General features: G+C 55.5%; 33 protein-coding genes. 13 read left to right on the forward strand and 20 right to left on the reverse strand.

Translation table 11 applies throughout. The annotated features are described in order from the left end of the window. Positions 1–44: 44 nt before the first annotated feature. The 19 genes from M8N44_RS06030 to M8N44_RS06120 all read right to left on the reverse strand — a co-directional run bounded on the left by M8N44_RS06030 (position 45) and on the right by M8N44_RS06120 (position 12,584). A complete protein-coding gene (locus M8N44_RS06030; RefSeq protein WP_102726886.1) occupies positions 45–419 on the reverse strand; it encodes a hypothetical protein in 375 nt (124 codons plus the stop codon). Positions 420–436: 17 nt separating this feature from the next. Next, positions 437–2,062, reverse strand: a complete 1,626-nt coding sequence (locus M8N44_RS13920; protein ID WP_102728081.1) for a collagen-like protein — start codon at positions 2,060–2,062, stop codon at positions 437–439. Between the two features lie 8 nt (positions 2,063–2,070). Next, the gene (locus M8N44_RS06040; RefSeq protein WP_102726888.1) at positions 2,071–2,496 is read right to left on the reverse strand and encodes a hypothetical protein; all 426 of its coding nucleotides are present in this window, start codon (positions 2,494–2,496) and stop codon (positions 2,071–2,073) included. Between the two features lie 20 nt (positions 2,497–2,516). Beyond that, positions 2,517–2,975, reverse strand: coding sequence for a hypothetical protein (locus M8N44_RS06045; RefSeq protein ID WP_102726889.1), 459 nt, complete (start codon positions 2,973–2,975; stop codon positions 2,517–2,519). Continuing rightward, a complete protein-coding gene (locus M8N44_RS06050; RefSeq protein ID WP_102726890.1) occupies positions 2,972–3,340 on the reverse strand; it encodes a phage protein Gp36 family protein in 369 nt (122 codons plus the stop codon). The genes M8N44_RS06045 and M8N44_RS06050 overlap by 4 nt, the downstream gene beginning before the upstream one ends. A gap of 70 nt (positions 3,341–3,410) precedes the next feature. Next, on the reverse strand, positions 3,411–4,316 hold the full coding sequence (locus M8N44_RS06055) for a hypothetical protein (protein WP_102726891.1): 906 nt from the start codon (positions 4,314–4,316) through the stop codon (positions 3,411–3,413). 39 nt (positions 4,317–4,355) lie between these two features. Next, positions 4,356–5,324: a hypothetical protein gene (locus M8N44_RS06060; protein WP_102726892.1), complete on the reverse strand. Its 969-nt coding sequence runs from the start codon at positions 5,322–5,324 to the stop codon at positions 4,356–4,358. 17 nt (positions 5,325–5,341) lie between these two features. Continuing rightward, a complete protein-coding gene (locus M8N44_RS06065; protein WP_102726893.1) occupies positions 5,342–5,887 on the reverse strand; it encodes a hypothetical protein in 546 nt (181 codons plus the stop codon). After that, the gene (locus M8N44_RS06070; RefSeq protein ID WP_102726894.1) at positions 5,884–6,168 is read right to left on the reverse strand and encodes a hypothetical protein; all 285 of its coding nucleotides are present in this window, start codon (positions 6,166–6,168) and stop codon (positions 5,884–5,886) included. The genes M8N44_RS06065 and M8N44_RS06070 overlap by 4 nt, the downstream gene beginning before the upstream one ends. Continuing rightward, positions 6,165–7,769, reverse strand: a complete 1,605-nt coding sequence (locus M8N44_RS06075) for a phage portal protein family protein (protein WP_102726895.1) — start codon at positions 7,767–7,769, stop codon at positions 6,165–6,167. The genes M8N44_RS06070 and M8N44_RS06075 overlap by 4 nt, the downstream gene beginning before the upstream one ends. 2 nt (positions 7,770–7,771) lie before the next feature. Further along, on the reverse strand, positions 7,772–9,184 hold the full coding sequence (locus M8N44_RS06080; protein ID WP_102726896.1) for a phage terminase large subunit family protein: 1,413 nt from the start codon (positions 9,182–9,184) through the stop codon (positions 7,772–7,774). 4 nt (positions 9,185–9,188) lie between these two features. After that, positions 9,189–9,704, reverse strand: a complete 516-nt coding sequence (locus M8N44_RS06085) for a hypothetical protein (protein ID WP_215709520.1) — start codon at positions 9,702–9,704, stop codon at positions 9,189–9,191. Between the two features lie 35 nt (positions 9,705–9,739). After that, positions 9,740–9,979, reverse strand: coding sequence for a hypothetical protein (locus M8N44_RS06090; protein WP_102726898.1), 240 nt, complete (start codon positions 9,977–9,979; stop codon positions 9,740–9,742). 59 nt (positions 9,980–10,038) lie between these two features. Beyond that, positions 10,039–10,395 (reverse strand): hypothetical protein, encoded by a 357-nt coding sequence (locus M8N44_RS06095; protein WP_102726899.1) that lies wholly within the window; start codon positions 10,393–10,395, stop codon positions 10,039–10,041. A 7-nt stretch (positions 10,396–10,402) separates the two neighbouring features. Then, complete coding sequence (locus M8N44_RS06100) at positions 10,403–10,942, reverse strand: N-acetylmuramoyl-L-alanine amidase (RefSeq protein WP_102726900.1); 540 nt, start codon at positions 10,940–10,942, stop codon at positions 10,403–10,405. Positions 10,943–11,002: 60 nt separating this feature from the next. Next, on the reverse strand, positions 11,003–11,326 hold the full coding sequence (locus M8N44_RS06105) for a hypothetical protein (protein ID WP_102726901.1): 324 nt from the start codon (positions 11,324–11,326) through the stop codon (positions 11,003–11,005). A 106-nt stretch (positions 11,327–11,432) separates the two neighbouring features. Further along, positions 11,433–11,825 carry a hypothetical protein gene (locus M8N44_RS06110; RefSeq protein WP_146019236.1) on the reverse strand — a complete coding sequence of 131 codons (393 nt, stop codon included), beginning with the start codon at positions 11,823–11,825 and terminating at the stop codon, positions 11,433–11,435. A gap of 37 nt (positions 11,826–11,862) precedes the next feature. Then, positions 11,863–12,144 carry a helix-turn-helix domain-containing protein gene (locus tag M8N44_RS06115; RefSeq protein WP_102726903.1) on the reverse strand — a complete coding sequence of 94 codons (282 nt, stop codon included), beginning with the start codon at positions 12,142–12,144 and terminating at the stop codon, positions 11,863–11,865. Positions 12,145–12,290: 146 nt separating this feature from the next. After that, positions 12,291–12,584, reverse strand: a complete 294-nt coding sequence (locus tag M8N44_RS06120) for a helix-turn-helix domain-containing protein (RefSeq protein ID WP_102726904.1) — start codon at positions 12,582–12,584, stop codon at positions 12,291–12,293. A 268-nt stretch (positions 12,585–12,852) separates the two neighbouring features. On the opposite strand from M8N44_RS06120, the gene M8N44_RS06125 reads away from it, so the two are divergent. The 13 genes from M8N44_RS06125 to M8N44_RS06185 all read left to right on the forward strand — a co-directional run bounded on the left by M8N44_RS06125 (position 12,853) and on the right by M8N44_RS06185 (position 21,467). After that, positions 12,853–13,050 (forward strand): hypothetical protein, encoded by a 198-nt coding sequence (locus M8N44_RS06125; protein WP_102726906.1) that lies wholly within the window; start codon positions 12,853–12,855, stop codon positions 13,048–13,050. A gap of 5 nt (positions 13,051–13,055) precedes the next feature. Beyond that, complete coding sequence (locus M8N44_RS06130; protein ID WP_102726907.1) at positions 13,056–13,334, forward strand: helix-turn-helix domain-containing protein; 279 nt, start codon at positions 13,056–13,058, stop codon at positions 13,332–13,334. A gap of 5 nt (positions 13,335–13,339) precedes the next feature. Further along, positions 13,340–14,062, forward strand: coding sequence for a hypothetical protein (locus M8N44_RS06135; RefSeq protein WP_102726908.1), 723 nt, complete (start codon positions 13,340–13,342; stop codon positions 14,060–14,062). Positions 14,063–14,074: 12 nt separating this feature from the next. Beyond that, entirely contained in the window at positions 14,075–14,746 is a 672-nt protein-coding gene (locus tag M8N44_RS06140) for a DUF2786 domain-containing protein (protein ID WP_102726909.1), read from the forward strand. Further along, the gene (locus M8N44_RS06145; RefSeq protein WP_102726910.1) at positions 14,739–15,032 is read left to right on the forward strand and encodes a hypothetical protein; all 294 of its coding nucleotides are present in this window, start codon (positions 14,739–14,741) and stop codon (positions 15,030–15,032) included. Before M8N44_RS06140 ends, M8N44_RS06145 begins: the two co-directional genes overlap by 8 nt. A gap of 18 nt (positions 15,033–15,050) precedes the next feature. Next, the gene (locus tag M8N44_RS06150; protein WP_249853049.1) at positions 15,051–16,688 is read left to right on the forward strand and encodes a hypothetical protein; all 1,638 of its coding nucleotides are present in this window, start codon (positions 15,051–15,053) and stop codon (positions 16,686–16,688) included. A 6-nt stretch (positions 16,689–16,694) separates the two neighbouring features. Beyond that, positions 16,695–17,642: an AAA family ATPase gene (locus M8N44_RS06155; RefSeq protein ID WP_102726912.1), complete on the forward strand. Its 948-nt coding sequence runs from the start codon at positions 16,695–16,697 to the stop codon at positions 17,640–17,642. A 1-nt stretch (position 17,643) separates the two neighbouring features. Continuing rightward, positions 17,644–17,904, forward strand: a complete 261-nt coding sequence (locus M8N44_RS06160; RefSeq protein WP_102726913.1) for a hypothetical protein — start codon at positions 17,644–17,646, stop codon at positions 17,902–17,904. Then, complete coding sequence (locus tag M8N44_RS06165) at positions 17,897–18,127, forward strand: hypothetical protein (protein ID WP_102726914.1); 231 nt, start codon at positions 17,897–17,899, stop codon at positions 18,125–18,127. Before M8N44_RS06160 ends, M8N44_RS06165 begins: the two co-directional genes overlap by 8 nt. A 1-nt stretch (position 18,128) precedes the next feature. Beyond that, entirely contained in the window at positions 18,129–20,018 is a 1,890-nt protein-coding gene (locus M8N44_RS06170; protein WP_102726915.1) for a hypothetical protein, read from the forward strand. Then, positions 20,015–20,314, forward strand: coding sequence for a hypothetical protein (locus M8N44_RS06175; protein WP_102728076.1), 300 nt, complete (start codon positions 20,015–20,017; stop codon positions 20,312–20,314). Before M8N44_RS06170 ends, M8N44_RS06175 begins: the two co-directional genes overlap by 4 nt. Position 20,315: 1 nt before the next feature. Then, entirely contained in the window at positions 20,316–20,681 is a 366-nt protein-coding gene (locus M8N44_RS06180; RefSeq protein WP_102726917.1) for a hypothetical protein, read from the forward strand. A gap of 66 nt (positions 20,682–20,747) precedes the next feature. Continuing rightward, positions 20,748–21,467, forward strand: coding sequence for a DNA-methyltransferase (locus tag M8N44_RS06185; RefSeq protein WP_102726918.1), 720 nt, complete (start codon positions 20,748–20,750; stop codon positions 21,465–21,467). Between the two features lie 222 nt (positions 21,468–21,689). Here M8N44_RS06185 and M8N44_RS06190 read toward each other — a convergent pair whose 3' ends face one another. Further along, positions 21,690–22,547, reverse strand: coding sequence for a hypothetical protein (locus tag M8N44_RS06190; protein ID WP_102728075.1), 858 nt, complete (start codon positions 22,545–22,547; stop codon positions 21,690–21,692). Positions 22,548–22,582: the final 35 nt, after the last annotated feature.

Below are 22,582 nucleotides of genomic sequence, written 5' to 3' on the forward strand. Positions count from 1 at the left end.
CACAAAACAGGCCTCAGCTTGTCCACTGCGGCCTGGATGGCAAATCATACCGTCATGAAGTGATTGAAGAACGCCACAGCGGCAGAGTCCTCAATCAGCAGGGAGGGGTCATCATCAGGTGTAAAAGTGCGGATTGCCCCGGTGCCGTCCTGCCGGGCCTCCACCTGGAGAGACACCTTGTCCGGGCCAGCCTTGCGTGCCCATACCTGCGTTGCAGCCCAGTTTTCTCCCTTGCCCTGGATAGCTCCGGCAAGGGCTAAATAGATAGGGGCCTGTTCTTCTGGCAACTCCACAAGGGGCATTTCATCACCATAACTCCAACCGTCAGGCTTGGGGCCTAAAAATCTGATGGTGCCTTTCAGGGGGTCAAATGCGGTGCCTTCCGTTTGGGAACGGTCATAAATAATGTGTATTAACATGATAGTGTAGCGTTAAATTAGTTAAGTGCTCTAGTGCCGATATAGACTTTCCCTGTATCGGACGTGATATAAAAAGTAGTCGCGCCTTTTTCGGGGAGGGCGGCATATTGTTCCTCTGTCAAGTCCGTTCGGACTTGAGCCCAGCGGGCATCTCCCTCTGCCCTGTTAAGCAGTGATTTGTCAGTAAGGCCAAGACTTCCGGCATTTGTCTTAGTGATAGACGTCGAAAGGGGAATGCCATCTTTAAATTCAATACAAATGTTCCTAACGCCGTTAGCTTTGCTAATGACCATTTTGCCAGAATTTGCATACACACGAGCCTCACTGCCCATGGACGACAATATTAGAAGCCCATCGTTTAGAACAAGCCTCTTGCAAAAAATATCGCCCTCCACATTTAGCGATTGCTCCATCGTCACCCCTCCGGAAAAAGTAGCCCCGCCAAAATTCCATGTCCCACTTGTCGTCGCCCTGGTTGGATTGTCCGGGTCAAAACCGATGCTATTAGGACCAAATTGAAAAGTACTAGCCGCACATGCCCCATCTATATCAATGGGAGCCAGCCGTGGAAGGCGAAGAGCAGAGCCGGGAATAGGGAGTAAAATATCTACATACTTGTCCGCAGTATTATATTTGATACGGCAAAATCCTGACCCACCGCTATGACCTAATTCCACCCCGCTCTCGTCCGGACTAATGTACAACCCGGTTATTGTCGACGCTTGAATGCCATAATCATCATAGCAGACAATGGACCCGCCAACCCCCAGACCACCCTTTAGGGTTGCCAGCCCCTCCACCGTCAAAGACTGCGCCAGAGTGACGCCCCAAGAAAAAGACGCCGGACCAGCAACGTCAATACGCTGGACAGAGATATTAGCCGTGATGACATTACCAAGAGTAGTTGTTTCGCCTGTTGCCGTAACCCCCCCCAGGAAGGATTGAGCACCAGACCATGTATTACTTGCTCCCAGTCTGCCATACCGCGCATTAAGCTGTTCTTCGGTCAATCCGTCTTTCCCCGGTTCCCCGGCGTCCCCCTTCGGCCCCTGGGGGCCTTGCGGCCCCGGTTCCCCGGTTTCCCCCTTCGGCCCCTGGGGGCCTTGCGGCCCCGGTTCCCCGGTTTCTCCCTTCGGCCCTTGGAGTCCTTGCGGTCCCGGTTCCCCGGCGTCCCCCTTCGGCCCCTGGGGGCCTTGTGGCCCGGTCAAATCCTGTTCAACCATGTACCTTGCTTGCTCATAGGCCCACCACGCCAGATCAACGGAGTCAACGGACACGGTCACGGCGTCGCTAAGGCGCACAATCATACGGTGTGTGGACGGGTTGCCGCCATCCCTAGGGTCAATCCGTTCCGCCACCGTCACCAATCCGGATAGGATGCGTTCCCTGGGCGTTTCCGGTGCAGCCTGCAACCAGACTTCCCAGGACAACATCCCCAGACCTTGAGGGGGGATATGCACCAGAACGACCCCATCAGCGGCAATGGTCATATCCAGGCTGGTTACGGTTTCCCCTGTCTTGAGCGTGGCGGCGAGGTCGGCGGCGGACAGGTCCAGGGGAACGCCTGCTGCGTCCTGGATAAGGAGGGAGACGTCATAGGCAGTCCCCCTGGCAAGGGACAGATTGGCAACGGCGGCAATCATGGCGGCAATTAGACTGTCTCTTCCGAATTCTCCGCCTGGGCTGGTTCCTGGGCTGGTTCGACAGGGTCCTTAACGAAGGGCAGATGCAGCAGTTCCACCGTGTATTTCTGCGCGCCTGTGCGCTCCCTGGAATCGTCCAGATTTTCCACGTAATAGTTTTTACTTTCAAATTCTACCTTGTCCCCAATCTGGGGCACAGGCAGGGAGGATGCTTTTTGACCCTGTTTGCCTCCGCGGATGACATCCAGCGTCACGGTCTCTTGCGGGTCCCAGTAGACCACGGATTCCGTGTTTCCGGATTCCCCAACGAATTTTTCACTGGAACGGGACGGCTTGCGTTTGACGGATGTGACAACGCCCCAGGGGACGGTCACGCCGTCAAGCCCGAAGCAGATGTCATTACCGCGCACGATGTAGGAATTTTGTTCAGCCATATATTATATAGTGTATGAGGTTAGAATTCGGTTTCAAAAGACGTGACTTCCACGGTCATGGTCCAGACCGCCCGGCCCGGCGCGTCTTCCCAGACGATGGACAGGGGGGCCGCGGTTCGGGGCTTGCAGATGACCAGGCCATCCTGACCCAAGGAATTCCACATGAGCTTCTGCAGCACGCGGTCAGTCATGTGGTTGGCGGTGTCCATGTCTCCGCCGGGAACGCCAGTAGCGGCGGCGGAGATGAACAAGGTCACTTCGCGGGAAATGTCCGCCTTGATGGGCATCCCTCCCTCAATATCGTGGGAAACGTTGAGGGCACCGGGAAGAACGAAAATGACGCTGGCCGGATATTGGTTGAGGTCCGCCAGGGCGGCCTCGTAGGTCAGGACATTGGGAGCCGTGACGCATTGGGCGATTCCGGCTTGTTCGAGTTCCGCAGTTACGGCGCGGAGCAACCATTGTGTGTCTGTAATCATATGATTTTACGGTTGGAGCCATAAGCAATGGCTCCGGATTTTTTGCCGCAGGAAGAGGGGAAAGGGAACGTGCCGTCCCTAACCTCCTGCAAGGCTTTAAGTGCTGCATCATAGGCGGTCCGCTGGTCGTCCGTCGTCTTGTGCAGCAGCTTGACCAGATCGAACACGGCGATATCCCTTGCCCATCTGGTCATGAGATTGGCCGGAACCTCGCGGCCCTGGCAATATCCATCCACCAGGGCCGCCGCACTGAGCATGTTGTCTGCCACGGGGTCTTCCCCTGCCGGGGCCTGCTTGCGGATGTCGGCGAGCTGGCTGGCCGTCAGGGAGGCCAGGAGGTTGGATTCTGTCAGGAGTGTTTTCATGGGAGGATATAGGCCCGGCGCGCTGGCAAATCGGCAGACACGCCGGGCAATTCATGCGGGGTTAATTTTCTTATGCTCCAGCCGGGATAGCAGGCATCAGAATCAAAGCATCATTGAGTCCGACAGCAGACCCGAAGAAACATTCAAAGGTCAAGAAGTGCTTGCCCTTGCCCTCGGCGTAATGGCGGCGATAGGACAGGGTAATTCCGGTGTCGGGGTCCGTGATCGTTCTGGTTTCGAGGTAGGCTTTGGGTTCGCTGGGAGTCACGGCACGGGTGGCAACCGCCATGGCGGCAGGATGCACCACAAATCCGTTAGGGGCAGCAGCCGAAGGCGGCAGAATAGTAGATTCGAAAAGGTCAAAACCCAACAGGCGGGGAATGACCCCGTCGCGAATGTATTCCGTGCCGCCGTAAGCCAGCGCAGATGCAACCTGAACGGAAGAATCCTTAGACAGGGCCGTATAAGCGGAGGGAGAGGGGAAATAAGTGCGGTTGGTCTTCGGCACTTTCAGGGTCCCCATCTTTTCCCGCGCCAGCACGAGCAGGTCGGCAACCGACATTCCCGCCGTCGGCGTTAATGTCGTGGGATAATTGGCTTTGGTCATTTTCGCGAACGTATCCGTGATGACCTTGGCTGCCACAGCATTCCCCATTTGTCCGGCCCATATTTTCAGGTCGGCAGCAGAGCTTTCCAGGAATTGTCGGTCCGTCAAGCCAACTGTGGCTTTGGCATAGCCATCCAGCGAGACCGATACCGCCCCAAGTGTCCCCGTGTCGGTTTCATAGTCGTTTTCTTTGTCGGACGCTTCAATAGACCCAATCAAGGGCACCTTCAACGTGTCACCGCGATTGGCCGCGTCCTTGGAGTAATTCCGGGAAAACATGTTGAGAGCCGCAAGGGATTCTTTGAACGCTTCCAGGCCGTCAGTAACGATGATGTCATCGTTCAGTTTAATATCAATAGTAGTAGACATAGCTATTATATATAGTGTGTGAGTGAATTTTCAGGGCTGTTAGTGCTTCGAAGAAAGCAATTCTTTCCGGTGCTTCGCGAAAAACGCTGTTCGTGCAGCAGGGTCTTTAATGGCATCATAAGAGGCCAGCAGGGCTTGCCCCTGGGGATTGCCGTCCTTGTTGTCCTCCGGCTTGTAAGCCGCCTGGAACACAGGATTGACAGGCAGGGAGGCCAGCAGTTTTTTTGCATCCGGATTTTTCAGGAGGGTTTCCTTCCAGGATGCTTTCATATCAGGCGAGATTTTCCCCTCCGCGCAGGCGGCTTCCACGGAATCTTCCGCGGCCTTGGCCTGCATGTCGGAAACAATCTTCTGCGTTTCTTCCAGTTGCTTTTTCAGGGTGGCGTTTTCGTCCTGTAAAGCTTTGATTTCTTCGTCGGTCATGGTTGTCGTTTCTGTTTTTGTGTTTTCAGGACCACCGCCCGCAGGGGCGGAGGCAGAAAGGGATTGAATGGCTCTGAATGCGGCCCGGTTGACCAAACCGCCCATGTTGGCGGAAGTACCTGTCACGGTGCAAATGCCGTCGCCGTCCGGCTCGGAGAGGTCGAAAGAAGGAGAAAAACGCTTGAGGGACTTGCCCTTCTTGGCCCGCCCCTCATCGGTCCAGGAGACTACCAGGCGGATGCCTCCCGTCTTGGGGTCATCCCCTCCCCAGTACACGCGGTTAACCCAGGCGGATGCCTCGCCATCGGCATGCAGGAAATCAATATAAGGTGCATCTCCCGTCCCGGCGTCAAATTCAGCCTGGTACCTGGCGCGGCATTCTTCCACGCGTGCTGCCGCGGCCTCGTCAACCAGGATGGTCACGGTTACGACCTTGCCCTCCGGAGTGTGTGGGGAAACCGTCTGGACGCCGGGGGGCATCCACTGAATGTCGTCCGTATCGTCATCCGTCAGGCCGGACGCGGAGAAGTTGGCGTAAAACATCATGCCCTGACTATGCCACAGACGGAGGGTCAGCTTGGACACCGAGGCCTGAATGGTAATCAGGGGCGTCCCTGGCGGCGAAGAAAGATGCGGGCGGCACTGTTGACTGCCTTCAGTACTTTGTCGTCGGGAGGCAAAGCCCGCGGGTCTTTGGGGATGCGTTGCCCTCGCTTGAATACATAGTACATTTTTTGTCCGAGAGCCAACCCCACCGGGCGGCCTCCGGACCAGACAGACCGTAGGTCTTTAATGACGCGGGGACTTTTTCCGTGGGCTTCTGCTGTGACCGGGATAGCCAACATTTTGGCTTTCTTGGGGGTAATGTTCCCCCCGTAAATGTGGATAGCCACATGGGGATGGTTAATGCGGACCATGATGCCGCTACCTCCTACCATGGGAGCCGTGCAGGAATTAGCGACAGCCAGCCAGAAATTGGTCCGCGTGCCCCCCAGCCGGTTCGGCCTGGCGTTCTTGGCCCGGAAATGGCTGATGAGCGTGTTCCTCATGGAAATCCCCATGATTTTTTTTAGGGCAGGCTGGCGTGAGGCCAGTCGTTCCAGTTCCGGCGTCACCGTGTCCCTAGTCAATTTCAGGTCAATGCTCATACGCGGGGGACGGAGGTTTTGCCGATAACTGCCGCCGTGCCCATGGCGTGTTCCATGGCTTCCGCCAGGGCGGCAGGATGCAGGCTTTTGAGCAACTTGCCGGATGCCAGGTAGTCGGCCACCATGCGCCGGAATTCGTCGTCCGTGAGGGTGTCGTCACAGGCGGCGCGGGTCAGTTTTTCCAACCCTGGCCGGGCATCCCCCAGCCAGGCGTCCAGGATGTCCGGCAGGTCCCGGAGGATGGACTTGTTCAAGGCTGCCAGTTGGTCGTCCCTGGTCATAGAGAGGCAGCCGCTTTGTTGAGTTCCCCCAGATAGTATTCCCTGGCCGCGGAGGGCATGCCATCCAGGGCTTTTGCCATCAGGGCCGGATTGCCAATCCCGGAGGCGGGAGGCGTGATAACGGCTTCCCCTGCCGCGGGGGCTGGGAAGCCCATATAGCTGTAGGCCCATGCCTGGGACACGGGGAGGCCGTTGCTGACCATGGACGTTAACGCCAGGGCTTTGGGATATACTTTGTCGTCTCCCTGGCTTTCAAACAATTCTTCATCATCACCGGGCATAGGAGCTTCAATTGTCTCGTAGACGTAGCTCTTGGACAAGGGTATCCCCTTGTCGAGTATTTTGCCGATACGGTCCACGGCGGCATTGCGGTCTTTGACTTCCTTACTAGTGGGGGCGAAATAAGGCAAAGACGAATCTTCATTTCCAGCTGGTCCGTTAAAATCGAAAACGGCAGTCAATAACTGTTCATTCATGACTTCCGCGACCCAGTCCGCGGCGGCGTCAATGATGTCGCTCCGGACATTGTAGTGGACTTCTCCCAAGGCACGGCTCCCGGCTTCGCCCGGCGAGGAGGTCAAGGTCTGCCCCAATATCAGCAGGTCGCAGGCGGTATCCGCCATATCAATCATCTGGTTTTGCGGGTTATCGCTGCCCTTGTTGGACGGCTCCTTGAGTTCAAGAGTGCTGCCAGTAGGTGCGGCAGCCCAAGCGGCGGCACCCATGTTTTCAAGCATGGACTCCATAATATCCTTTAACTCCGGGTCACTCTTGTCATAAGTAGCCCAGCGGATCGGTTGCCCAAAAATTTGAGCGAAATTTAGCAGCCAGTCCGCGCTAAAATTGGCCGCGCACCAATACCAAGCAAGAGAGCGCAACAATGCCCCGCCGGACGGATGGCCGAAAGAGACGTTATTGACAGCCACTAAGAATTTGCTCGGGAGGAAATCCCCTAGGGTATCAGACCCAGGGGACCGCATTCCGAACAATCCGCTTTCCACGTCCCATCCATACCAGCGGGGATGGACTTTCCGCGTTTGGCGAGGAAGCCACGCTTGCGGCATGTGGACACAGCCACGAACTTCCCAGTCAATTTCCCATACTGTGACCCCGCAGAACCAGCCGTCAAGCAGTCCGTTGACTGTCCCACGCCAACCTTGGCCGTTCTCGCGGTAGTTACCTTTCATCCCGTCCCTGGTACGTTCGGCCAGATGTTTCATCTCTTCCCGTCCTTCCTCATCCTGGACATTCCACTGCAGGCCGCACACCGCATTTTTCAGTTCGGTTACATTCTTCACCAACCGCGGCCAGGTCCGGCACATGAGGTCATACAGGGCATGTTCTTCTTCAGGGCAATCTCCGTTCAGGGATGCGTCAAGTACGCGGGCAATGTAATCCGGAGTTACCCAGGCTAGGTCCGGCATCATCCAGCGCGGACGCGCAGGGGGTATGAGGATGCGTTGTAGGTCGGATGCCTGACGGGCGTTTTTAGCCGCTAAAATCTGCTTGACGGTCATTGACCCGGCTGCGGGTGGCAAGCTCGCGCTAGAGGGTCCGCGGTGCGCCGCGGAGGCAATATTCTTTTTGAGGGTGATGGTCATGTTTATTTACGGTTTAAAGTTCTTCTCTTGTGGTGGTATTTACCCCGGCCACGGCCCATGATGACGCCGTCCACCGTTTCACGTGTCCAGGTGCCTTCTTGCGCTTTCATTGTCAGGGAATGATAGGCGAGAGCCAGGGCCCAGAAGAGGTCGGCGTGGCCGCTGTCGGTCCGGTCCGCGTTGTAACAGACCAGTCCCGTCTTGGTGTAGCCTTTTTCAATAGCGGCAATATGAGCTCGCAGGAGGTCGTGGTTGGGGATGATGATTTTTCCGGCTTCCATAGCCCGCGCCAGATTGGATGCTAGTTCTTCCTTTGTAGCATTATTGAAAATGACGCCGCGCACTTTGTGCCCGTTCTTCCGTTCCTTGGCGTCCATAACATACTTGTCGCCTATACTTGTCTGGTCGATGACTACCAGCTTCACGCCCTCCGTTCCGGTCATCTCGTCGAGTTTTTTGTCCCGGCTTTTCCAGGAATGGTCTTTGTGATAGTACACCAAGCGGACGATAAAGCGGTCGTGCCAGGGCTTGAGCGCAATGTAACAGTGCAGGTCCGACATGCGCGCCACGTCCACGCCAATCCCAAATTCTCCTTCTTCCTCCGCAATATTCCCCGCGGCGGAAGCATAACGTTCATTGGTACATGCAATGATCGTGTCCCAGGGGATAAGCTGCCCCGCCGTATCCTGCGGTACGCACATGTATTCTTCCAGATAATCGGCTTCTGTAAGACATTTTGCCCGGCAGGATTTGAGGAATTCCTCATGGGTCATTGACTTGCCCGTCTTGGCGTTGATGCGTTCGACAATGCCTGCATTCACCGCGTCCACAATGGTGACTTTATGGAAGCTCCATCCCATCGGATTGCCGTTATTGACACAATCGTTAATGAGCTGGTTAAAGACGGATTGTTTGCCGCGGTGAGTCGAGATGACGATGCGCTGGCCGCCCCACTGCGTCACGGCGGAGGATACCTTCAACAGTTTCTGCTGCTGTTTATGAACCGCATATTCATCCAGTACCACACAACCACGCTTGCCTGCCAATACATCCGGGTTGCTGGACAGGGCAAAAATGGTCCGGCCTGTGGAAAAAGTAATGCTGAAGACCGTTTCGTCTTCAATGATTTCTTCTCCGAGTTCAACGGCCCCAAGATTATAGATTTCCGCCCATTTTTTGCAGTCATCGACAAACAGTTTTGCCGCAGTCTTGTCCCGCGAGCATATCCACCAATCATATAATGCGCCTTTTTTGACGCAGGCACGCACCGCCTTGAGGGCGGTGTATTCCGAAAAGCCCTCCTGGCGGCCTTTTTCCACCAGAATATTGTCGCTTTCGTCTTCCAGGTAACTCGCCTGGTAAGACATGCTCCGCGGCATCCGTTCCGCCTTCTTGATAACATGGACCTTGCTCATGGCGTTAAATCAGGTTCATGGCATTTTCAATGGCGGCAATTTGTTCTTCCGTGAGGCCATTGCCGGATTGGGCCTTTTTCTGGCTGGCCGCTTCCGCCGCGGCGGCTTCGCGGTTTTCCCGGCGGATGTCCGCCATTTCCCGGCGAAGGGACATCATGAGTTTGATAATATCCAGCATCTTGCCGGGCTTGTCGGCAATCATGGTTTGGATGTCGGACACGTCCAGGCCGTCAAGTGCGCCTTCCAGCATGTCCATGGCAGCCGCCAGTCCGGCTTCCGCAGGGCCTCCCTCTTCCGTGTATTTTTTGAGCAGGTCCACTTTCCAGGCATAGCGGTCACGGGCGGCAACCAAACGTTCCTGGCGGGCTAACCAGTCCTTGTGTGCGCCCTTGCGGTAATTGGTGACGTTCTGGGCATTAACATTGGGGTATCCCTCCGCGGCACACAAGGATGCCACATCACGCCAGGTTCCACCGTCGGCCAGACATCGGCTGACGGCATCCTGGACCCTGGCAGGCATGCGGCTGATTGCCGCCGCGGCTGTCCGGACGGTGGTCATGACAGCAGGGCCTCCTTTCCCGCGGTGAGAATTTTCCAGCGGACGCCAAACGGAGAGGGAGGCAGGCGGAGGACATATCCCAGGGCAGACAGGGTTTCCAGTTCCGCCTCTACCTGGCGGTGGTCAAATCCGGCAAGCCTCACTTCTGTAACCAGTTTTTCCGTGGACATGGAGAGGCCACCGCTGATGTTCAGCAGTTCAAGGATAAGCTGTCTTACTTTCTGCGCTTCGGTCATGATGGTGGGATTTTAAAACAATTCAGGCCGCGGCTTGCACACCGCGGCCTGAATGGCAGTTACTTCTCCGTAAGGCGGCCCCCTTCCAGGCGGCCTATTGACCGTTGGAGGCCCTGTAAATATTCGTTGGTGTCGTTTCGTATCTTGATGATTTCCGTGATGATGTCTTTTTTGTCCTGGGCCTGCGTTTGTTCCAGCCTGTCAATGCGGCCATCAATGCCATTGATACGCTTGTGCAGCACTTTCACATTGTCCATTGTGGCGGCTTGACGGCTTTTCAAGATGGATACAGGCTGCTTTTCAATCTCGACGGATTGTGGTTTCCCCTGGGACTTTAGCCGCACCCACGCTTGCAAGGCGTTACCGACAACAGACGCGACGGTGACGGCCTGCCACAGGAATTCACTGTTTTCCATGTTGGGGCTAGTAGTTGGCAATGCCTACGGCAATGGCTCCGCACAGATTAGAGGCGTTTTCAAGGGCCGTTTCATAGTCGGCATCGTTGTCGATGAAAAACGGCTCTACAATGACGCAGGGAGCCACGGTTCCGCGTAGCTGTGCGCCGCCGCGCTCTGTCCCGGTAATGGGCTTGATGCCCCGGTCCGGCAATCCCAGGGCCTTGACCATCTGCGTCTGGATGCACTGGGCCAGACGCTTCCCGCGGGGGGACGCATGCCAGTACAGGGTTTCCGTGCCGCTGGCCGTCTTGTTGAAAGCATTGGCATGCAGGGCCACAATCACGTCGGCGTTGGCCTCATTACAAGCCCGCACGCAGGCAGTCATGCCCGTGCCTCCCCCTTCCGTTTCCCGGTTGACGATAACGGCCCCGTGGCCGTAACCGTTGAGATAGTTAACCAACAACTGGGCATACGACTTCCAAAAACGGTACTCGCTCATTCCGTAATGGCTATTTTCCGCGCCAGGCGCGGACGGGCAATGTCCGATGTCGATACATACTTTCATGATAGTTTTTCCTTTCTATACAGGTTCCGGGCGGGATGACCCCGCCCGGAAAGGTTGGGGTTACTTGACTTGCTGGACAACGGGAGGGACGGACGTTTCCGGGGCGGCCTGCGTCCAAACCAGGGCATGCGTCTTATCGTCCCAGGTCAGTGTCCGGCCATCACGGGTGAGGGTGTATTGACCGTTCTGGATGCTGATTCCGGTATGGCCCGGAGGGTCGGCCTGCGTCTTGGAAGCGCAAGACGACTGGGTCAAGGACATCCAGGCGACGACGGCTCCAATGATGGCCCCGGCAAGGACCTTGGCCCAGTTGGAGGGGATTCTACACGCCATCAGGATGCGCGTGATGATTCCGGCAGCTTCTTCCTTGTTAATGTTATTCATGGTTCTTCATTTGTTAATTACCCTATTTATAGGAGGGCGCCATTTTGGCACAAAAAAGGCCGCACCTTGTACGGCGCGGCCTGCATGGTAAAATGTTGTGGAGTTTTTAGTTGTTAAGCTCTTTTTCAGTTAATTCCTTGACAAACTTGTAAACCTTGTATGACCTTTCTCTATAGGTATAAACACCAATGATGCGTGCTTCTATGTCCACAGAATCACCTTCCGCTAATGGTTTTCCCTTGTATTTGTGCAGCAGCACAACCCTGCCATAATCAGGCTCCCAAGTGACAATGGTACGGCCAGCAAAGGCAGTCCAGCTTGCGCTCCCCATGTACATGAGCATGCCTTGAGGCACTTTTTGATTAAAGTACATTCGTATCTTTACAGGTTTTTCCTTAGCTAATTCTTCTTTAGGCAACGGCTCAAAGGTGTATTCTTTTTCCTCTGCCTGCCCCGTCCAGGAAAATGCCAAAGCTAAAAACAAAATAACGTAACGCATGCCAACCATATAGGATAATCGCCCAACACCTACAAGCCTAAATCTTCTTAATCCATCCCACCATAGCGTCTTTCAGCAGGCATAATTTTTCCTCCGCCTGCAATGCCCTATCCCTCCATATTTTAACTTCTGACGCCATTCCTTCTTCTTGAGTTTGCAGCAAGATGGAGAGGATTTTGTCCCGCATGCAGGATGATACATCCCCGCCATTTTCCAAGCGGACGATATGCAAAACGCTATATCCGGACAACTCTGCAAGGTTCGACAAAGTCAATCTTGTCTTTTCTCTCAACGTCTTAAAGTCAATCTGTTTACACATAGGACTAACACCTTACAAAGGATGACTTGTCCCGGCAATGTATCAATTCTTCAATGTGTCTCACGTGAGACACGTTTTTTCGGCGTTAACGATTAACAATAAGTACTTATACTTTAAAGGCAACTGTTCACCCGTGAACAAGTGAGCTAAATTTTTTTAAGCCATCCCTGCATGGCTGATTTGAGTTGATTGAGCTTTTCCTCTGCGCGTAACGCTCTATCTCGCCAATGCTGAATTTCTGTTTTGTCACCTTCTTCTGTTTTTTGTAACAGGATAGACAGGATTCTATCTCTCAGTCGTTTACTTCCTATGTCATTTAATTCTAATCCATTTATGGATGCAATGCTATAGCCAGACAACTCTGAAAGCTGGGAGAGAGTCATTCCAGATTGTTCACGGAGGCTCTTGAAATTTACGAGATTTGTATTTTTCTCTTGCATGTTTACGAAATATGTAATACGAAAAGTGTATGTTAACGCGTGTACACATTAAAAGCAATCGCCAACTCTCCCCGGAGGTTTTGGCCGCGCGGGAAATTTTGAAGAGGAAAGGGTGGTCTTATAGGACTGCGGCCCCTTTCCTTGGTGTTACCTACCAGCAAATAAGCTTTGTCCTCAATGGACATAGGCAAAGCATATCCCTTCTTCGTCGCATTCATGCCCTCCCATATCGGAGAGGGAAATAACAACTTCAACCCCAAATACGAAAATGAACGAACATCAACGCAAATATGCCCGCCGTGACCGGGAGGACAAACAGAAAGCCCTATATGGCTGCCCTCTGGTTTTCGCGCCAGAAGAAGAAAAACACGCTATCCGCTGGGGAGCCGTCATCCTGGTCGCCTGCCTGGGTGTGTTCCTCTGGATTGTCGCCTTGGCCGTCATCGACTGTATTATTTACCGCTAATAATCATGACCGCGCCACTTACTGACAAGGACTGGGATGCCGTAAGCCCGGAGTTAAAGGTCCTGTGCCTGCTGCGTCTGCTGCGCCGTCCCGCTGTAAGGAAATGGGCGGCGCGTGAATTCGGTTTCCCTCCATCCGGTTCCCTCACCCAGCGGCAACTGGCCGCCTGGTGCGGCGTGGATGAATCCACTATCAGCCGATGGGAACGGGACGCCATCATTAAAATGCGTGGAGCCGCCAGACGATGTGGCCTCACACAAGAAATTTCACAATACAAACACTAAAAAATATGAGCAAAAAAGACATTACTCAAAACATGCTGAATTGCCTGGCGGAATACGCCAATAACGTGCGACGTGATTTAACATCCGCTTGCGCCAATGCGCTGAAAGCTGGGGCCTACCTCAACCATATCCGCACGACGAACAATATCCCCATGACGGACGCCCTGTCCCGGATTGGATTGAGCCGTGCCACCGCCTATCGCTGGATGGACGCGCACAATACCGCTTGCAAAATCCTCGAACTACAGGCTACCCCCTCCGTTCTGGATGCGGATTTCGCGGGCCATTTGGCCGCTCTGGACGACATTGCCAAGGGCATGAGCCTGTCCCGTCTGGCACTGGGGGCTCCGGCTCCTAGCTCCGACATTGCTCGCTTGGACATCCTCCAAACAGGGGCGGAAACCGCAGAAACGGAACAGGAGGAAGAACTCTATAAGCAAGCCGTGGAAAACGTAGAGTCCGGGAAATGGACTCTTATTCAGGCCATGCGGGCAGTCGGGGGAAAGGCTGCCCAAGACATAGCCATCGAACGCCGTAAAGACCCCGTGTATATCGAAATCGACGAGGAAAGCAAGAAGCCCGTCGGAATCCTCCCGAAAGCCATCACCAGTCTTAAAACGGGCCTCCAAAACTGGAACGTCTTTGACGGTGAAGCAAAACGCGTCTTTGCCCAACTGTTGAAGGAAGTTCTTAGTGACCTGCCGGAAGAGCTTAAAAAGTACCTCTAACTTTACGCGACTATGAATCACGACGATTTGATAGCCAAACTTCAAAAGCTGCTCGCCCTCGCCCAGCGTGGCGAGGGCGGGGAAGCCGTCAATGCCCGCGAATTGCTGGACAAGATGATGGCCAAATACGGCATCGACGAGGCCAGCCTGACCGACATCCGCACCTTGAGATGTGCCACAGACTCCGACGCAGAAAAGGAACTTCTGATTGTTGTCATCAGTTTTGCCCTGCAAATTCCAACGGTCCAGGTGGAAGCAGACATCATCGTCCGCACAGATGATTTTGGGATGGACCTGAAAATGACGGTGGAACAACATGGATTGACTGCCGCTTTATTCCAACATCACCGTGTTGGGCTGGGAAGGTCCATTGAAAAACTGGCCTCAGACCAATCCAGGCAGGCAGCCTTAATCCATGAGGAAATAGGCCGTCTGACCTCCAAAATAAGAGACCTGAAAGCCATCTCCGGCAACCTCAAAAAGACCCAGGAGAAGGCCCTTCAAATGGCCGTGTGCGCGTATGTCAACCTCAACAACCTGGTTGATTATGCTGGGTGGAAAAACGCCACCTCCGACGGTTCTGACGCCATCCAGTCCGCCATGGCTTCATGCGTCCAAATGGACACCAACCCCAACCAACTTCCGGCACAACGCCTGGGCAACGATAACCAATCCGATGATTGATTTACCCATCATAGAACGGCAAATCCGTCTTAGGGCGGCCTATCGTTCCCTACGCCATAGTATCTACAGTGACCGTGAATTGTCCCGTATGGAATGGGAGCGTGATTGCTGCCGCTATCCCCTGCGCGGCTATTTCAGGCAAAGAATGTACGAGAACATTAAAGCAGCCTGGTTCCTACGTAGCATCAGCAGGGGGACGTACCGCATCATCATGCGGAGTCAAAACGCATCTTGGGATGATGCCACCATCAACCTCGGCAAGGGCAAATGCCATTTTTCTAAATAATTCCTGATTCAATTTATCATGGCAATACTTCCAGACCATTCTTTCAACGCCTTTTCCGCAGGCCGTTCCGGGCGACCTCGGAAAGTGGAACTGACGGAGGAACAGAAAAAAGAACTGGCAGCCCTCTACCTGGCGACCAACGCCACCAGGAAAAGCGGCAGCATGACGCTGGCGTGGTCCATTTTTGCCAGCCAACACCCGGAACTTGGATGGGATGCCGCAGCCAAATCCAGCAAGCACATCATTCCAGCAGTGGCGCGGGATGTTATGAAACATGCCCGGCCCATGGTTGGATACCATCGTGGAGGAGAACGCAAATTAAGGGAATTAGCCTATTCCCCAGGACTCCTCCGCCGCAACCTGGACGGAGGACTGCTGCGAGCCGGACAACGCGCGTCCTGGGACGACGCCACCATTAACTTTGGCGTGTGCGTCCCATGGCCTTGGAGGGGAAGCGGCGACAAGTGTGCTGAAAAATATGGCGTGCGCCTGGGACGCTTCCAACTTTTGGTCTGCCATGACGACGCCACCAGCTTCATTCCCGCCTACTCTTATATTATCAGATACGAGCAAACCTACCGCGGGGAGGACGTGGCCGGATCCATGATACGCACCTGCCGGGACGTAGGCATTTTTGATTCCTTCGTATTGGAAGGAGGCGTCTGGAAAAGCGACCGTGTCCAGCGGTTGCTGGACGGCTTAGGCATCCGCCACATTGACGCGAAAGGAAGACCCCAATGTAAATTAGTAGAAAACTTCTTCAATCGTCTCTGGTCCGTCCTCTCGGTGGTGCCCGGCCAGGTTGGCCGCTACCAGGCGGAAAACAAATCAACCAGCGAAAAATACGTCGCCTGCCGCAACGGACGCCAGGACCCGCGCACCCTTTTTCCCATGCTCACGGACGCCCTGGCCGCCATTGACTGGGCCATTAACTACCTCAATACACATCCGGTGGAATCCCGCGAGTACGGCAAGTGGATTCCCCGCGACCGTTGGGAGGCGGACCTTGCGGCGCATCCCATGCGCCAAGTGGATGCCGATTTCTCCTGGTTGCAGGCTCCGGCCATCGTGAAGCGCAAAGTGGTCAGGGGAATGCTCCGGGCTACCGTCCCCGGCCCTCTGGGGGTGCCGCAACGCTGGACCTTCAGCGCGCCGTGGCTCTGGACCGAAGAAGGAAAGGAACTCATGCTCCACTTTGACCCCTTGGGCGAATGGCCGCTTTCCGCCGTCGTGACGGCTCCGGGAAGCGTCAAAGTCCTGGGAGAAGTCTCCTGCACCAATCCGGTCAGCATGGGTGGATGTGGCGAAGACATTTCCCTTCAAATCCGCCAGATTGTTCGCACGGAATATCGCCTTTTGACTGCTACAGGAAAAACGGGCCGGGAATCCACCCTCCGCGCCCTCAACGGTCAAACCTCTATTGCCCAGGGCGTCAAAGGACAGGACGGCGACGTCACCGCGGACACTCCGCCGGACGCTGTCCAGGTTCCCGCTAAGGTGCGCGCTTCCAAGCTGGCAGACCCTCTTTCCCGCGCCGCGGCAGAGGACAGCCGCTCCACTGTTCCCCAACCAATCACCCCCGCCACGCGGGACGACTTCGCCGCCATGCGCCGCCGCGCCCGGCAGGCAAACACAGCAACCACCCTCAACTTCTAAAAAATCATGAACAAATACGAATTATCAACACATCCGGACGTTGGCAGCCTGGCGGACAGGCAAGCCAGCCTCCACCTCAATGACCAGGACTTCTGCCGCCGTGTAGGGTTCTCACTGGCCGCATCCTCCTGGGGTAAAATCAAGGCCGGCACCTGGTCCGGCAATTGCGACAATGCCCTGGTGGCCGTCCAGCAGGCCCTTGCCTCCGGTGACGACCAGCCAGCCGCGCCCGTCGTGGATGGGGACACCGTTCTTCTTCCTCATATCTCCCTGGCCGTGGACGCCGTAGAAGCGGCCTCCTGCACCAAAGACGAGCATCGGTTGGTTTTCATCGTCGGAAAAACAGGTTCCGGCAAATCCAAGACGGCGGCCTATCTGGCCTCCAGATTCAACGGAGCTATCATCAACGCGGCCCCGGCTTGGGAAAAAAGTTACCTGCACGCCCTGGCCTCCATCGGCGCGGGGCTGGGCATCGGCAACTCCTGGCGGTCTGCGGGCGACGCGGAACGCTCCATCATTCAAGCCCTCCAGACAGCCCCGCGCCTCATCATCATTGACGAGGCCAACCACTTCAACAGGGCAACTCTCAACTTCCTGAAAACCGTCCTCAACCTGACGCGGTGCGGCTTGGTCCTGCTGACCCTCCCGGACCATATGGCCCGCATGTCTGCGGACAGCCGCGAAGAATTCCCCCAGCTCCTGCGACGCAGCATCGCCATCATCCATATCCCCAGCATCACTGGGGAGGAAGTATCTGCCATTCAGCGCGGACTATTCCCGCAAATGGATATCCGCAACACCTCCCCCATTTGCGCCCTTGCCAACCAGTTCTACAACCTGGACACCGTCCGTCGCGTGCTGGAAGAAATCGACGCCGGACAAACGCCGGACGCCGCCGTCAAGGCGGTGCGCCGCCAAATTCAGGCCATCACTCCAACCCAATCCCTCAACTAGCATGACCGCTCCCGCCACCATTGAAACGGAAACCGCCGCGCAATTCATCAGCATGGCTCTCTCCACTTATGGAGTGCCGTTCCAGGTACTTTCTCCGACTCCTTACCCCGACAAAATCGGCATCCGTCTGCACCCAGAAGAGCAATACTGTATCGTCCACGCGGAAGCTTTCCTGGCCTGGATGTCCACCACACGGCCATCCCTTGACAAACTCCGCGCCACTCTCGACAAAAAAATCAAACTAAACCGTCGTCATGTCTAACTGGACCGTAACCGTCCGCAGGAAGAACGAGATGAAGCCCACCCACCATCTCTGGCTTAACAGGAACATATGGTGGCTGGTCATCTCCCTATATAATAAGGAAACACGCAAAACGATGCGGCACCGTCAAAGTCTCCGGACGGAGGACCAGGCCGTCGCCATCAAACGGCGGGACAAAGTTCTGCAGGCTCTCTATGCCGCCTACGGAAAGGAAGAAAAATAATATGGTCAGAGAGCCGGAAGCCATGCCCTTTTGGGAAGCCCTATCCCTCTTGGAAGGGAAAGAAGCCGTCGCCTCCGCCATGACCACGGCGGAATGGCGGCGCATGCCCGTGGCTGTCCGGCTCAAATCTCAATTTTCCGCCACGCTCACTTCCGTAAAAGCCGCCAAGGCCATCACGGATTACCTGACGGGCTATGTCCGCGGAGACAAGGCCGTCAATGACCTCGGCCAAGAATACCAAGTGTATCAAGGCCGGGCGGAATTCGTGGCCCAAATGAGGGACATCATGATCGAGGAGGGCTTCGGCAAAGTTCTTCATGACGGGACGTTGGACCCGGAAATTCATGACAACGACCTCCGGGACCTGCGCGGCTGCCGCCGCCTTCAACTCATCTTTGACACCCAGACGGAGCAGGCCGCCTCCTACGCCCAATGGCAGGAGGGACAGGACCCGGACATTCTGGACATCTTCCCCTGTCAAAAATTCGTCCGCGTCCGTCCGGTTCACACGCCGCGCCCTTACCATGATGCCGCTATTGGCACCATCCGCCGCAAGGATGACCTGGCCTTCTGGGTTTCCCTCAATCGGGATTTTCAAGTTCCATGGGGGCCTTGGGGCTTCAACTCCGGCTGCGGTGTGGAGGACGTGGACCGCGACGAGGCAGAGGCGGAAGGCGTCATCAAGCCGACAGACAAGGTCCAGCCAATCGCCAAAGACTTTTTGGAAGGTCTGAACGAATCCATCCGTGGCCTGGATGACCAGGCGCGCCGCTATATTCAAGCCCAGCTTGATAATCAGGTCCGCTTCCTGGGTGATTCCGCGTTTTTCAACCCCAAGGACCAGCCGCTGCCCGTTGACCCGGCACAGATCCCGCCCGTGCGTCCGGCCAAAACTCCGGAGCAAATCGACGCCCAGAAAAAGCGCATTGGAGAAACCATTGCCGCTCGCCAGCAGCGGCAGGCAGACCAGCGCGCCGCCGTGGAAAAAACAGCCAAGGAAGACTTCCGCGCCCGCAGGGACGCCGCCCTTGGACCTCTCCGGGAACACAGGGACAGCTTGCTCCAGCAAGTGGCGCAAGACAAATCTATTGAGTCCTGGATGGCTTATAGAGCCGCGGATGAAGCTTACATCAAAGCGGCGAAATCCTGGAATCCCGGAGGCATGCTTCACAAAGCCATGATTAAGGACATTGCCCAGCGTCAAGCAAAACTATGGGACAAGACCTATCGCGACTCCCTCCGCTTCCTAGGCACGGAAGGCATGCTTGTGCCTAAAGACAAGCGAGGCATGATTGCCCCGTCCTCCGTCATCATTGACTCACATCTACGCATCAAGGCAGACAAGCCGCGCAAACTCTCCCCCAACATCCGCAAGGGGCTGGACCTCGTTACATCCATTGTCCCGGCAGACAAGCTCCCTTCCGGGCTGGGCCTGCAAATCGTCAAAAACAACAGTCTCCGCGCTTTCCAACTGGACGGAAATATTAAAATATCCGACCAGCACGCCCCGTCTGTCGTCGCTCACGAGCTGGCCCATGCCATCGAATTTTCCAACCCTGACGTTCTCCGTAAATCCGCAGCTTTCCTGTACGACCGCGGGGAGGGGATGCCTGCAAAATCCTTATCCAAACTTGAACCGGGAGTTAAATACAAATCCGTGGAAAAAGCCCTGGAAGACAAATGGAAGGAACGGGGAGGACGGGCTTATATTGGCAAAGTTTACGTAAGGGGCTATCATTCGGAAATGAAAAGGGAGGACTTTGTGGCAAACGTCCAAGGCTCTGAAATCCTGTCCATGGGAATTCAACGCCTACTGGAAGACCCCGTCAGATTCCGCCAGCAGGACCCGGACTATTTTAACTTCATTAAATCCCAATTAAGCCGCATATGATGTATCTTACGAAATCCCAGATGGATAAAATGGATGCTCTTTTTGACGCCCAGGAACTCCCGGACACGTTTCCCGAAGACATGGAATATGCCTTCATGGACTTGCTCGCTCCGGAAATGACCCTGGAACGTTATCTTGCCATGCCGGAGCAGGAGCGGAAGAAATGGTGGATTAACTGTGACACCCAGCCCGCAGCACCTACGGGATTCACGGACCCGGAAAACGGAGAAGAAATCTACGCCACCCACTACTACTTTGAGCCTGCCAGTCCGGAAATCCTCGACCGAATTTATTAATATGAAAAAAGCAAAACAACTCGAACTTCCTATTGCCTATCCTGAAAGCGGACGCTGGTTCGTTCCGGTCCGGCAATATAAAATAGACGAAAGGACCTATGCCCTCCGCATGGGCAAGCCTGTCCAGTTGGGCACCTCCTACGAAATATCCCGTGAGTTCCGCGTTGGCCGCCGTGTTCTGGCACGTCTGGCTGATGCTGGATTCATCGAACGTCTTCGTCCCACTCCATTCATGAGCATGTACTACTATGCCGACGTGGCTTCTTTTTTGGAACGCACGCGCCAAGACCCCAATTTCTGGACGGAAGCGCGTCGGGAGGCTTATCTGAACGGAGAAAATCCAGAAGAGGCTTCCATTATTCATTAGAGGCACGGAGATTATCCAGGGCGAGCCGTACAAGGCCGCCCTGTTTTTTTTTATATACTCCGCCGCATGTTCACCAACTCCCCTATTATCTGCGGTGATTCTCTTCCGGTCATGCGCGGTCTTCCGGACCAATCCTATGATGCTATCATCACTGACCCCCCTTATGCTTCCGGAGGATTGACGACCGCGGAGCGCAAGACTTCCCCGGCACGCAAATACATTTCATCCGCCAAATATCTTTCTTTCGAGTCGGATACACGGGACCAGCGTTCCCATTTCCTCTGGTCTGTCATGTGGATGCAGGAGGCTTTCAGGCTCACCCGCCACAGCGGCTGGTTCATGTGCTTTACAGACTGGCGGCAATTGCCGACAACCAGTGATGCCTTGCAGGTGGCAGGCTGGACTTGGCGTGCCCTCGTCACGTGGGACAAGACGGAGGCTTGCCGCCCGCATCAGGGTATGTTCCGCAACCAATCGGAGTTCATCTTGATTGCTACACGCGGGAGCATTGGCAAAGAGCAGGACCGCCCGCGCGTCTTTCCGGCTGGCGTCTGGCGGGAATACCTCCGCCCAGGGGACAAGATGCACCTCACAGGCAAGCCCGTCAATCTTATGACCCATCTCATGAGCGTTCTTCCTGCGGATTCCTGCCTTCTGGACCCCTTTGCCGGGTCTGGCACTACTCTTCTCGCTGCCCGGCAACTGGGCCACACGGCCCACGGCATTGAGCTTTCCCCTGACTATGCCCGTATCGCCAGAGACAGGCTGGCAGCACCCGCCAACTAGCCGCGGAGACTCCGCGGACGCCTCGCCACTCCGCGCGGAGAGCGACCCAGAGAGCGTGGAGAGGGTGTCCCACATGGGACAAATGACCCTTTCAGAATTTCAGGTTTCACCCTTTCAGGGAATTATGTGTGTAAATGCTCCCGTGACCCTTTCGTCTCCCCTCAACAACCTAGTAATTTCAAGGCTTTTCAACCTTCTTCAACCAATTTCCACCCTTTTCAACTATTTATGCTTGGTCACACTGACGGGCTTCGGCTCCGGAGCGGGAGGGGCCGGGGTATCATCCGTGCGGACAGTCAGCGCATTCAGATTCAGGGTTCCGGTTCCGGCGGAGCTGCCTTCCTTCACCACGTCAAAAACGAGCGTCCCTGCCTCATCCGCTGCCGCGGTCCATTCCACCGCCATGTAGGTATCCGCGTCCGCCGTGTTGACGCCCCCTTTCCACGTGTCTTCCGTGCGGGAACCGGTGGAGGTCTGAAGCGCCTTCACGTCCACATGCTCTCCGGACACCAGGGAAACGGACTGGTACGCCGGCTTTCCGTTGCCCAGGAAAAAAGAAACGGCATATTCCTTGCCCGGCGCCAGTCCGGAGAGGGAGACGCGCACCGTCCCGGCCCGGACCGCCATGCCGTTGGTAAACAATTGCAGACTCGTATTCAGGGCTTCCCCATGATTCGGAAAGGAGAAGGCGCTTTCCGCCTGCAGCACGCCGCCCGGCTGCCCTCCGCGGGTTTCCCCCTTTTCCCGCCACGTTGAATTGGCGTTGTTATAGCACATGTTTCCCACGCTCGCTTCCGATTTGGCCGTTACCGCCAGATAAACGGAGCGGCCAAACAGCGTTCCAGCCAGCACGGGGGAGGAAGAGGCTTCCAGGTTATTCCTCCGCAGGGGCACGCTTTTCAGCGTGGAGGATGGCGTGGTGGTCACCACCCCCATATTCGTCCAGCCCGGCTGTGCCGCAGAAGCCGCATTGCCGAAGTCCACGCCAAAGGATTCCACCGTTCCCGCACCCTGCCCCGGATTCCCCAGAGCGGAGAGAGCCACCGCCACAAGGACGCCGAAGAGAGATTTCTTTTTCATAGATATAAGGTTATTAAATAATCTAACAGATAGAC

The organism is Akkermansia massiliensis, from assembly GCF_023516715.1.
Classification (GTDB): domain Bacteria; phylum Verrucomicrobiota; class Verrucomicrobiia; order Verrucomicrobiales; family Akkermansiaceae; genus Akkermansia; species Akkermansia massiliensis.

Bases quoted from the DNA above. Each gene is read 5' to 3' on its own strand.
- M8N44_RS06030 (WP_102726886.1), bottom strand. From the start codon at position 419: ATGTTAATACACATTATTTATGACCGTTCCCAAACGGAAGGCACCGCA.
- M8N44_RS13920 (WP_102728081.1), bottom strand. From the start codon at position 2,062: ATGATTGCCGCCGTTGCCAATCTGTCCCTTGCCAGGGGGACTGCCTAT.
- M8N44_RS06040 (WP_102726888.1), bottom strand. From the start codon at position 2,496: ATGGCTGAACAAAATTCCTACATCGTGCGCGGTAATGACATCTGCTTC.
- M8N44_RS06045 (WP_102726889.1), bottom strand. From the start codon at position 2,975: ATGATTACAGACACACAATGGTTGCTCCGCGCCGTAACTGCGGAACTC.
- M8N44_RS06050 (WP_102726890.1), bottom strand. From the start codon at position 3,340: ATGAAAACACTCCTGACAGAATCCAACCTCCTGGCCTCCCTGACGGCC.
- M8N44_RS06055 (WP_102726891.1), bottom strand. From the start codon at position 4,316: ATGTCTACTACTATTGATATTAAACTGAACGATGACATCATCGTTACT.
- M8N44_RS06065 (WP_102726893.1), bottom strand. From the start codon at position 5,887: ATGAGCATTGACCTGAAATTGACTAGGGACACGGTGACGCCGGAACTG.
- M8N44_RS06070 (WP_102726894.1), bottom strand. From the start codon at position 6,168: ATGACCAGGGACGACCAACTGGCAGCCTTGAACAAGTCCATCCTCCGG.
- M8N44_RS06075 (WP_102726895.1), bottom strand. From the start codon at position 7,769: ATGACCATCACCCTCAAAAAGAATATTGCCTCCGCGGCGCACCGCGGA.
- M8N44_RS06080 (WP_102726896.1), bottom strand. From the start codon at position 9,184: ATGAGCAAGGTCCATGTTATCAAGAAGGCGGAACGGATGCCGCGGAGC.
- M8N44_RS06085 (WP_215709520.1), bottom strand. From the start codon at position 9,704: ATGCCTGCCAGGGTCCAGGATGCCGTCAGCCGATGTCTGGCCGACGGT.
- M8N44_RS06090 (WP_102726898.1), bottom strand. From the start codon at position 9,979: ATGACCGAAGCGCAGAAAGTAAGACAGCTTATCCTTGAACTGCTGAAC.
- M8N44_RS06095 (WP_102726899.1), bottom strand. From the start codon at position 10,395: ATGGAAAACAGTGAATTCCTGTGGCAGGCCGTCACCGTCGCGTCTGTT.
- M8N44_RS06100 (WP_102726900.1), bottom strand. From the start codon at position 10,942: ATGAAAGTATGTATCGACATCGGACATTGCCCGTCCGCGCCTGGCGCG.
- M8N44_RS06105 (WP_102726901.1), bottom strand. From the start codon at position 11,326: ATGAATAACATTAACAAGGAAGAAGCTGCCGGAATCATCACGCGCATC.
- M8N44_RS06110 (WP_146019236.1), bottom strand. From the start codon at position 11,825: ATGCGTTACGTTATTTTGTTTTTAGCTTTGGCATTTTCCTGGACGGGG.
- M8N44_RS06115 (WP_102726903.1), bottom strand. From the start codon at position 12,144: ATGTGTAAACAGATTGACTTTAAGACGTTGAGAGAAAAGACAAGATTG.
- M8N44_RS06120 (WP_102726904.1), bottom strand. From the start codon at position 12,584: ATGCAAGAGAAAAATACAAATCTCGTAAATTTCAAGAGCCTCCGTGAA.
- M8N44_RS06125 (WP_102726906.1), top strand. From the start codon at position 12,853: ATGAACGAACATCAACGCAAATATGCCCGCCGTGACCGGGAGGACAAA.
- M8N44_RS06130 (WP_102726907.1), top strand. From the start codon at position 13,056: ATGACCGCGCCACTTACTGACAAGGACTGGGATGCCGTAAGCCCGGAG.
- M8N44_RS06135 (WP_102726908.1), top strand. From the start codon at position 13,340: ATGAGCAAAAAAGACATTACTCAAAACATGCTGAATTGCCTGGCGGAA.
- M8N44_RS06140 (WP_102726909.1), top strand. From the start codon at position 14,075: ATGAATCACGACGATTTGATAGCCAAACTTCAAAAGCTGCTCGCCCTC.
- M8N44_RS06145 (WP_102726910.1), top strand. From the start codon at position 14,739: ATGATTGATTTACCCATCATAGAACGGCAAATCCGTCTTAGGGCGGCC.
- M8N44_RS06150 (WP_249853049.1), top strand. From the start codon at position 15,051: ATGGCAATACTTCCAGACCATTCTTTCAACGCCTTTTCCGCAGGCCGT.
- M8N44_RS06155 (WP_102726912.1), top strand. From the start codon at position 16,695: ATGAACAAATACGAATTATCAACACATCCGGACGTTGGCAGCCTGGCG.
- M8N44_RS06160 (WP_102726913.1), top strand. From the start codon at position 17,644: ATGACCGCTCCCGCCACCATTGAAACGGAAACCGCCGCGCAATTCATC.
- M8N44_RS06165 (WP_102726914.1), top strand. From the start codon at position 17,897: ATGTCTAACTGGACCGTAACCGTCCGCAGGAAGAACGAGATGAAGCCC.
- M8N44_RS06170 (WP_102726915.1), top strand. From the start codon at position 18,129: ATGGTCAGAGAGCCGGAAGCCATGCCCTTTTGGGAAGCCCTATCCCTC.
- M8N44_RS06175 (WP_102728076.1), top strand. From the start codon at position 20,015: ATGATGTATCTTACGAAATCCCAGATGGATAAAATGGATGCTCTTTTT.
- M8N44_RS06180 (WP_102726917.1), top strand. From the start codon at position 20,316: ATGAAAAAAGCAAAACAACTCGAACTTCCTATTGCCTATCCTGAAAGC.
- M8N44_RS06185 (WP_102726918.1), top strand. From the start codon at position 20,748: ATGTTCACCAACTCCCCTATTATCTGCGGTGATTCTCTTCCGGTCATG.
- M8N44_RS06190 (WP_102728075.1), bottom strand. From the start codon at position 22,547: ATGAAAAAGAAATCTCTCTTCGGCGTCCTTGTGGCGGTGGCTCTCTCC.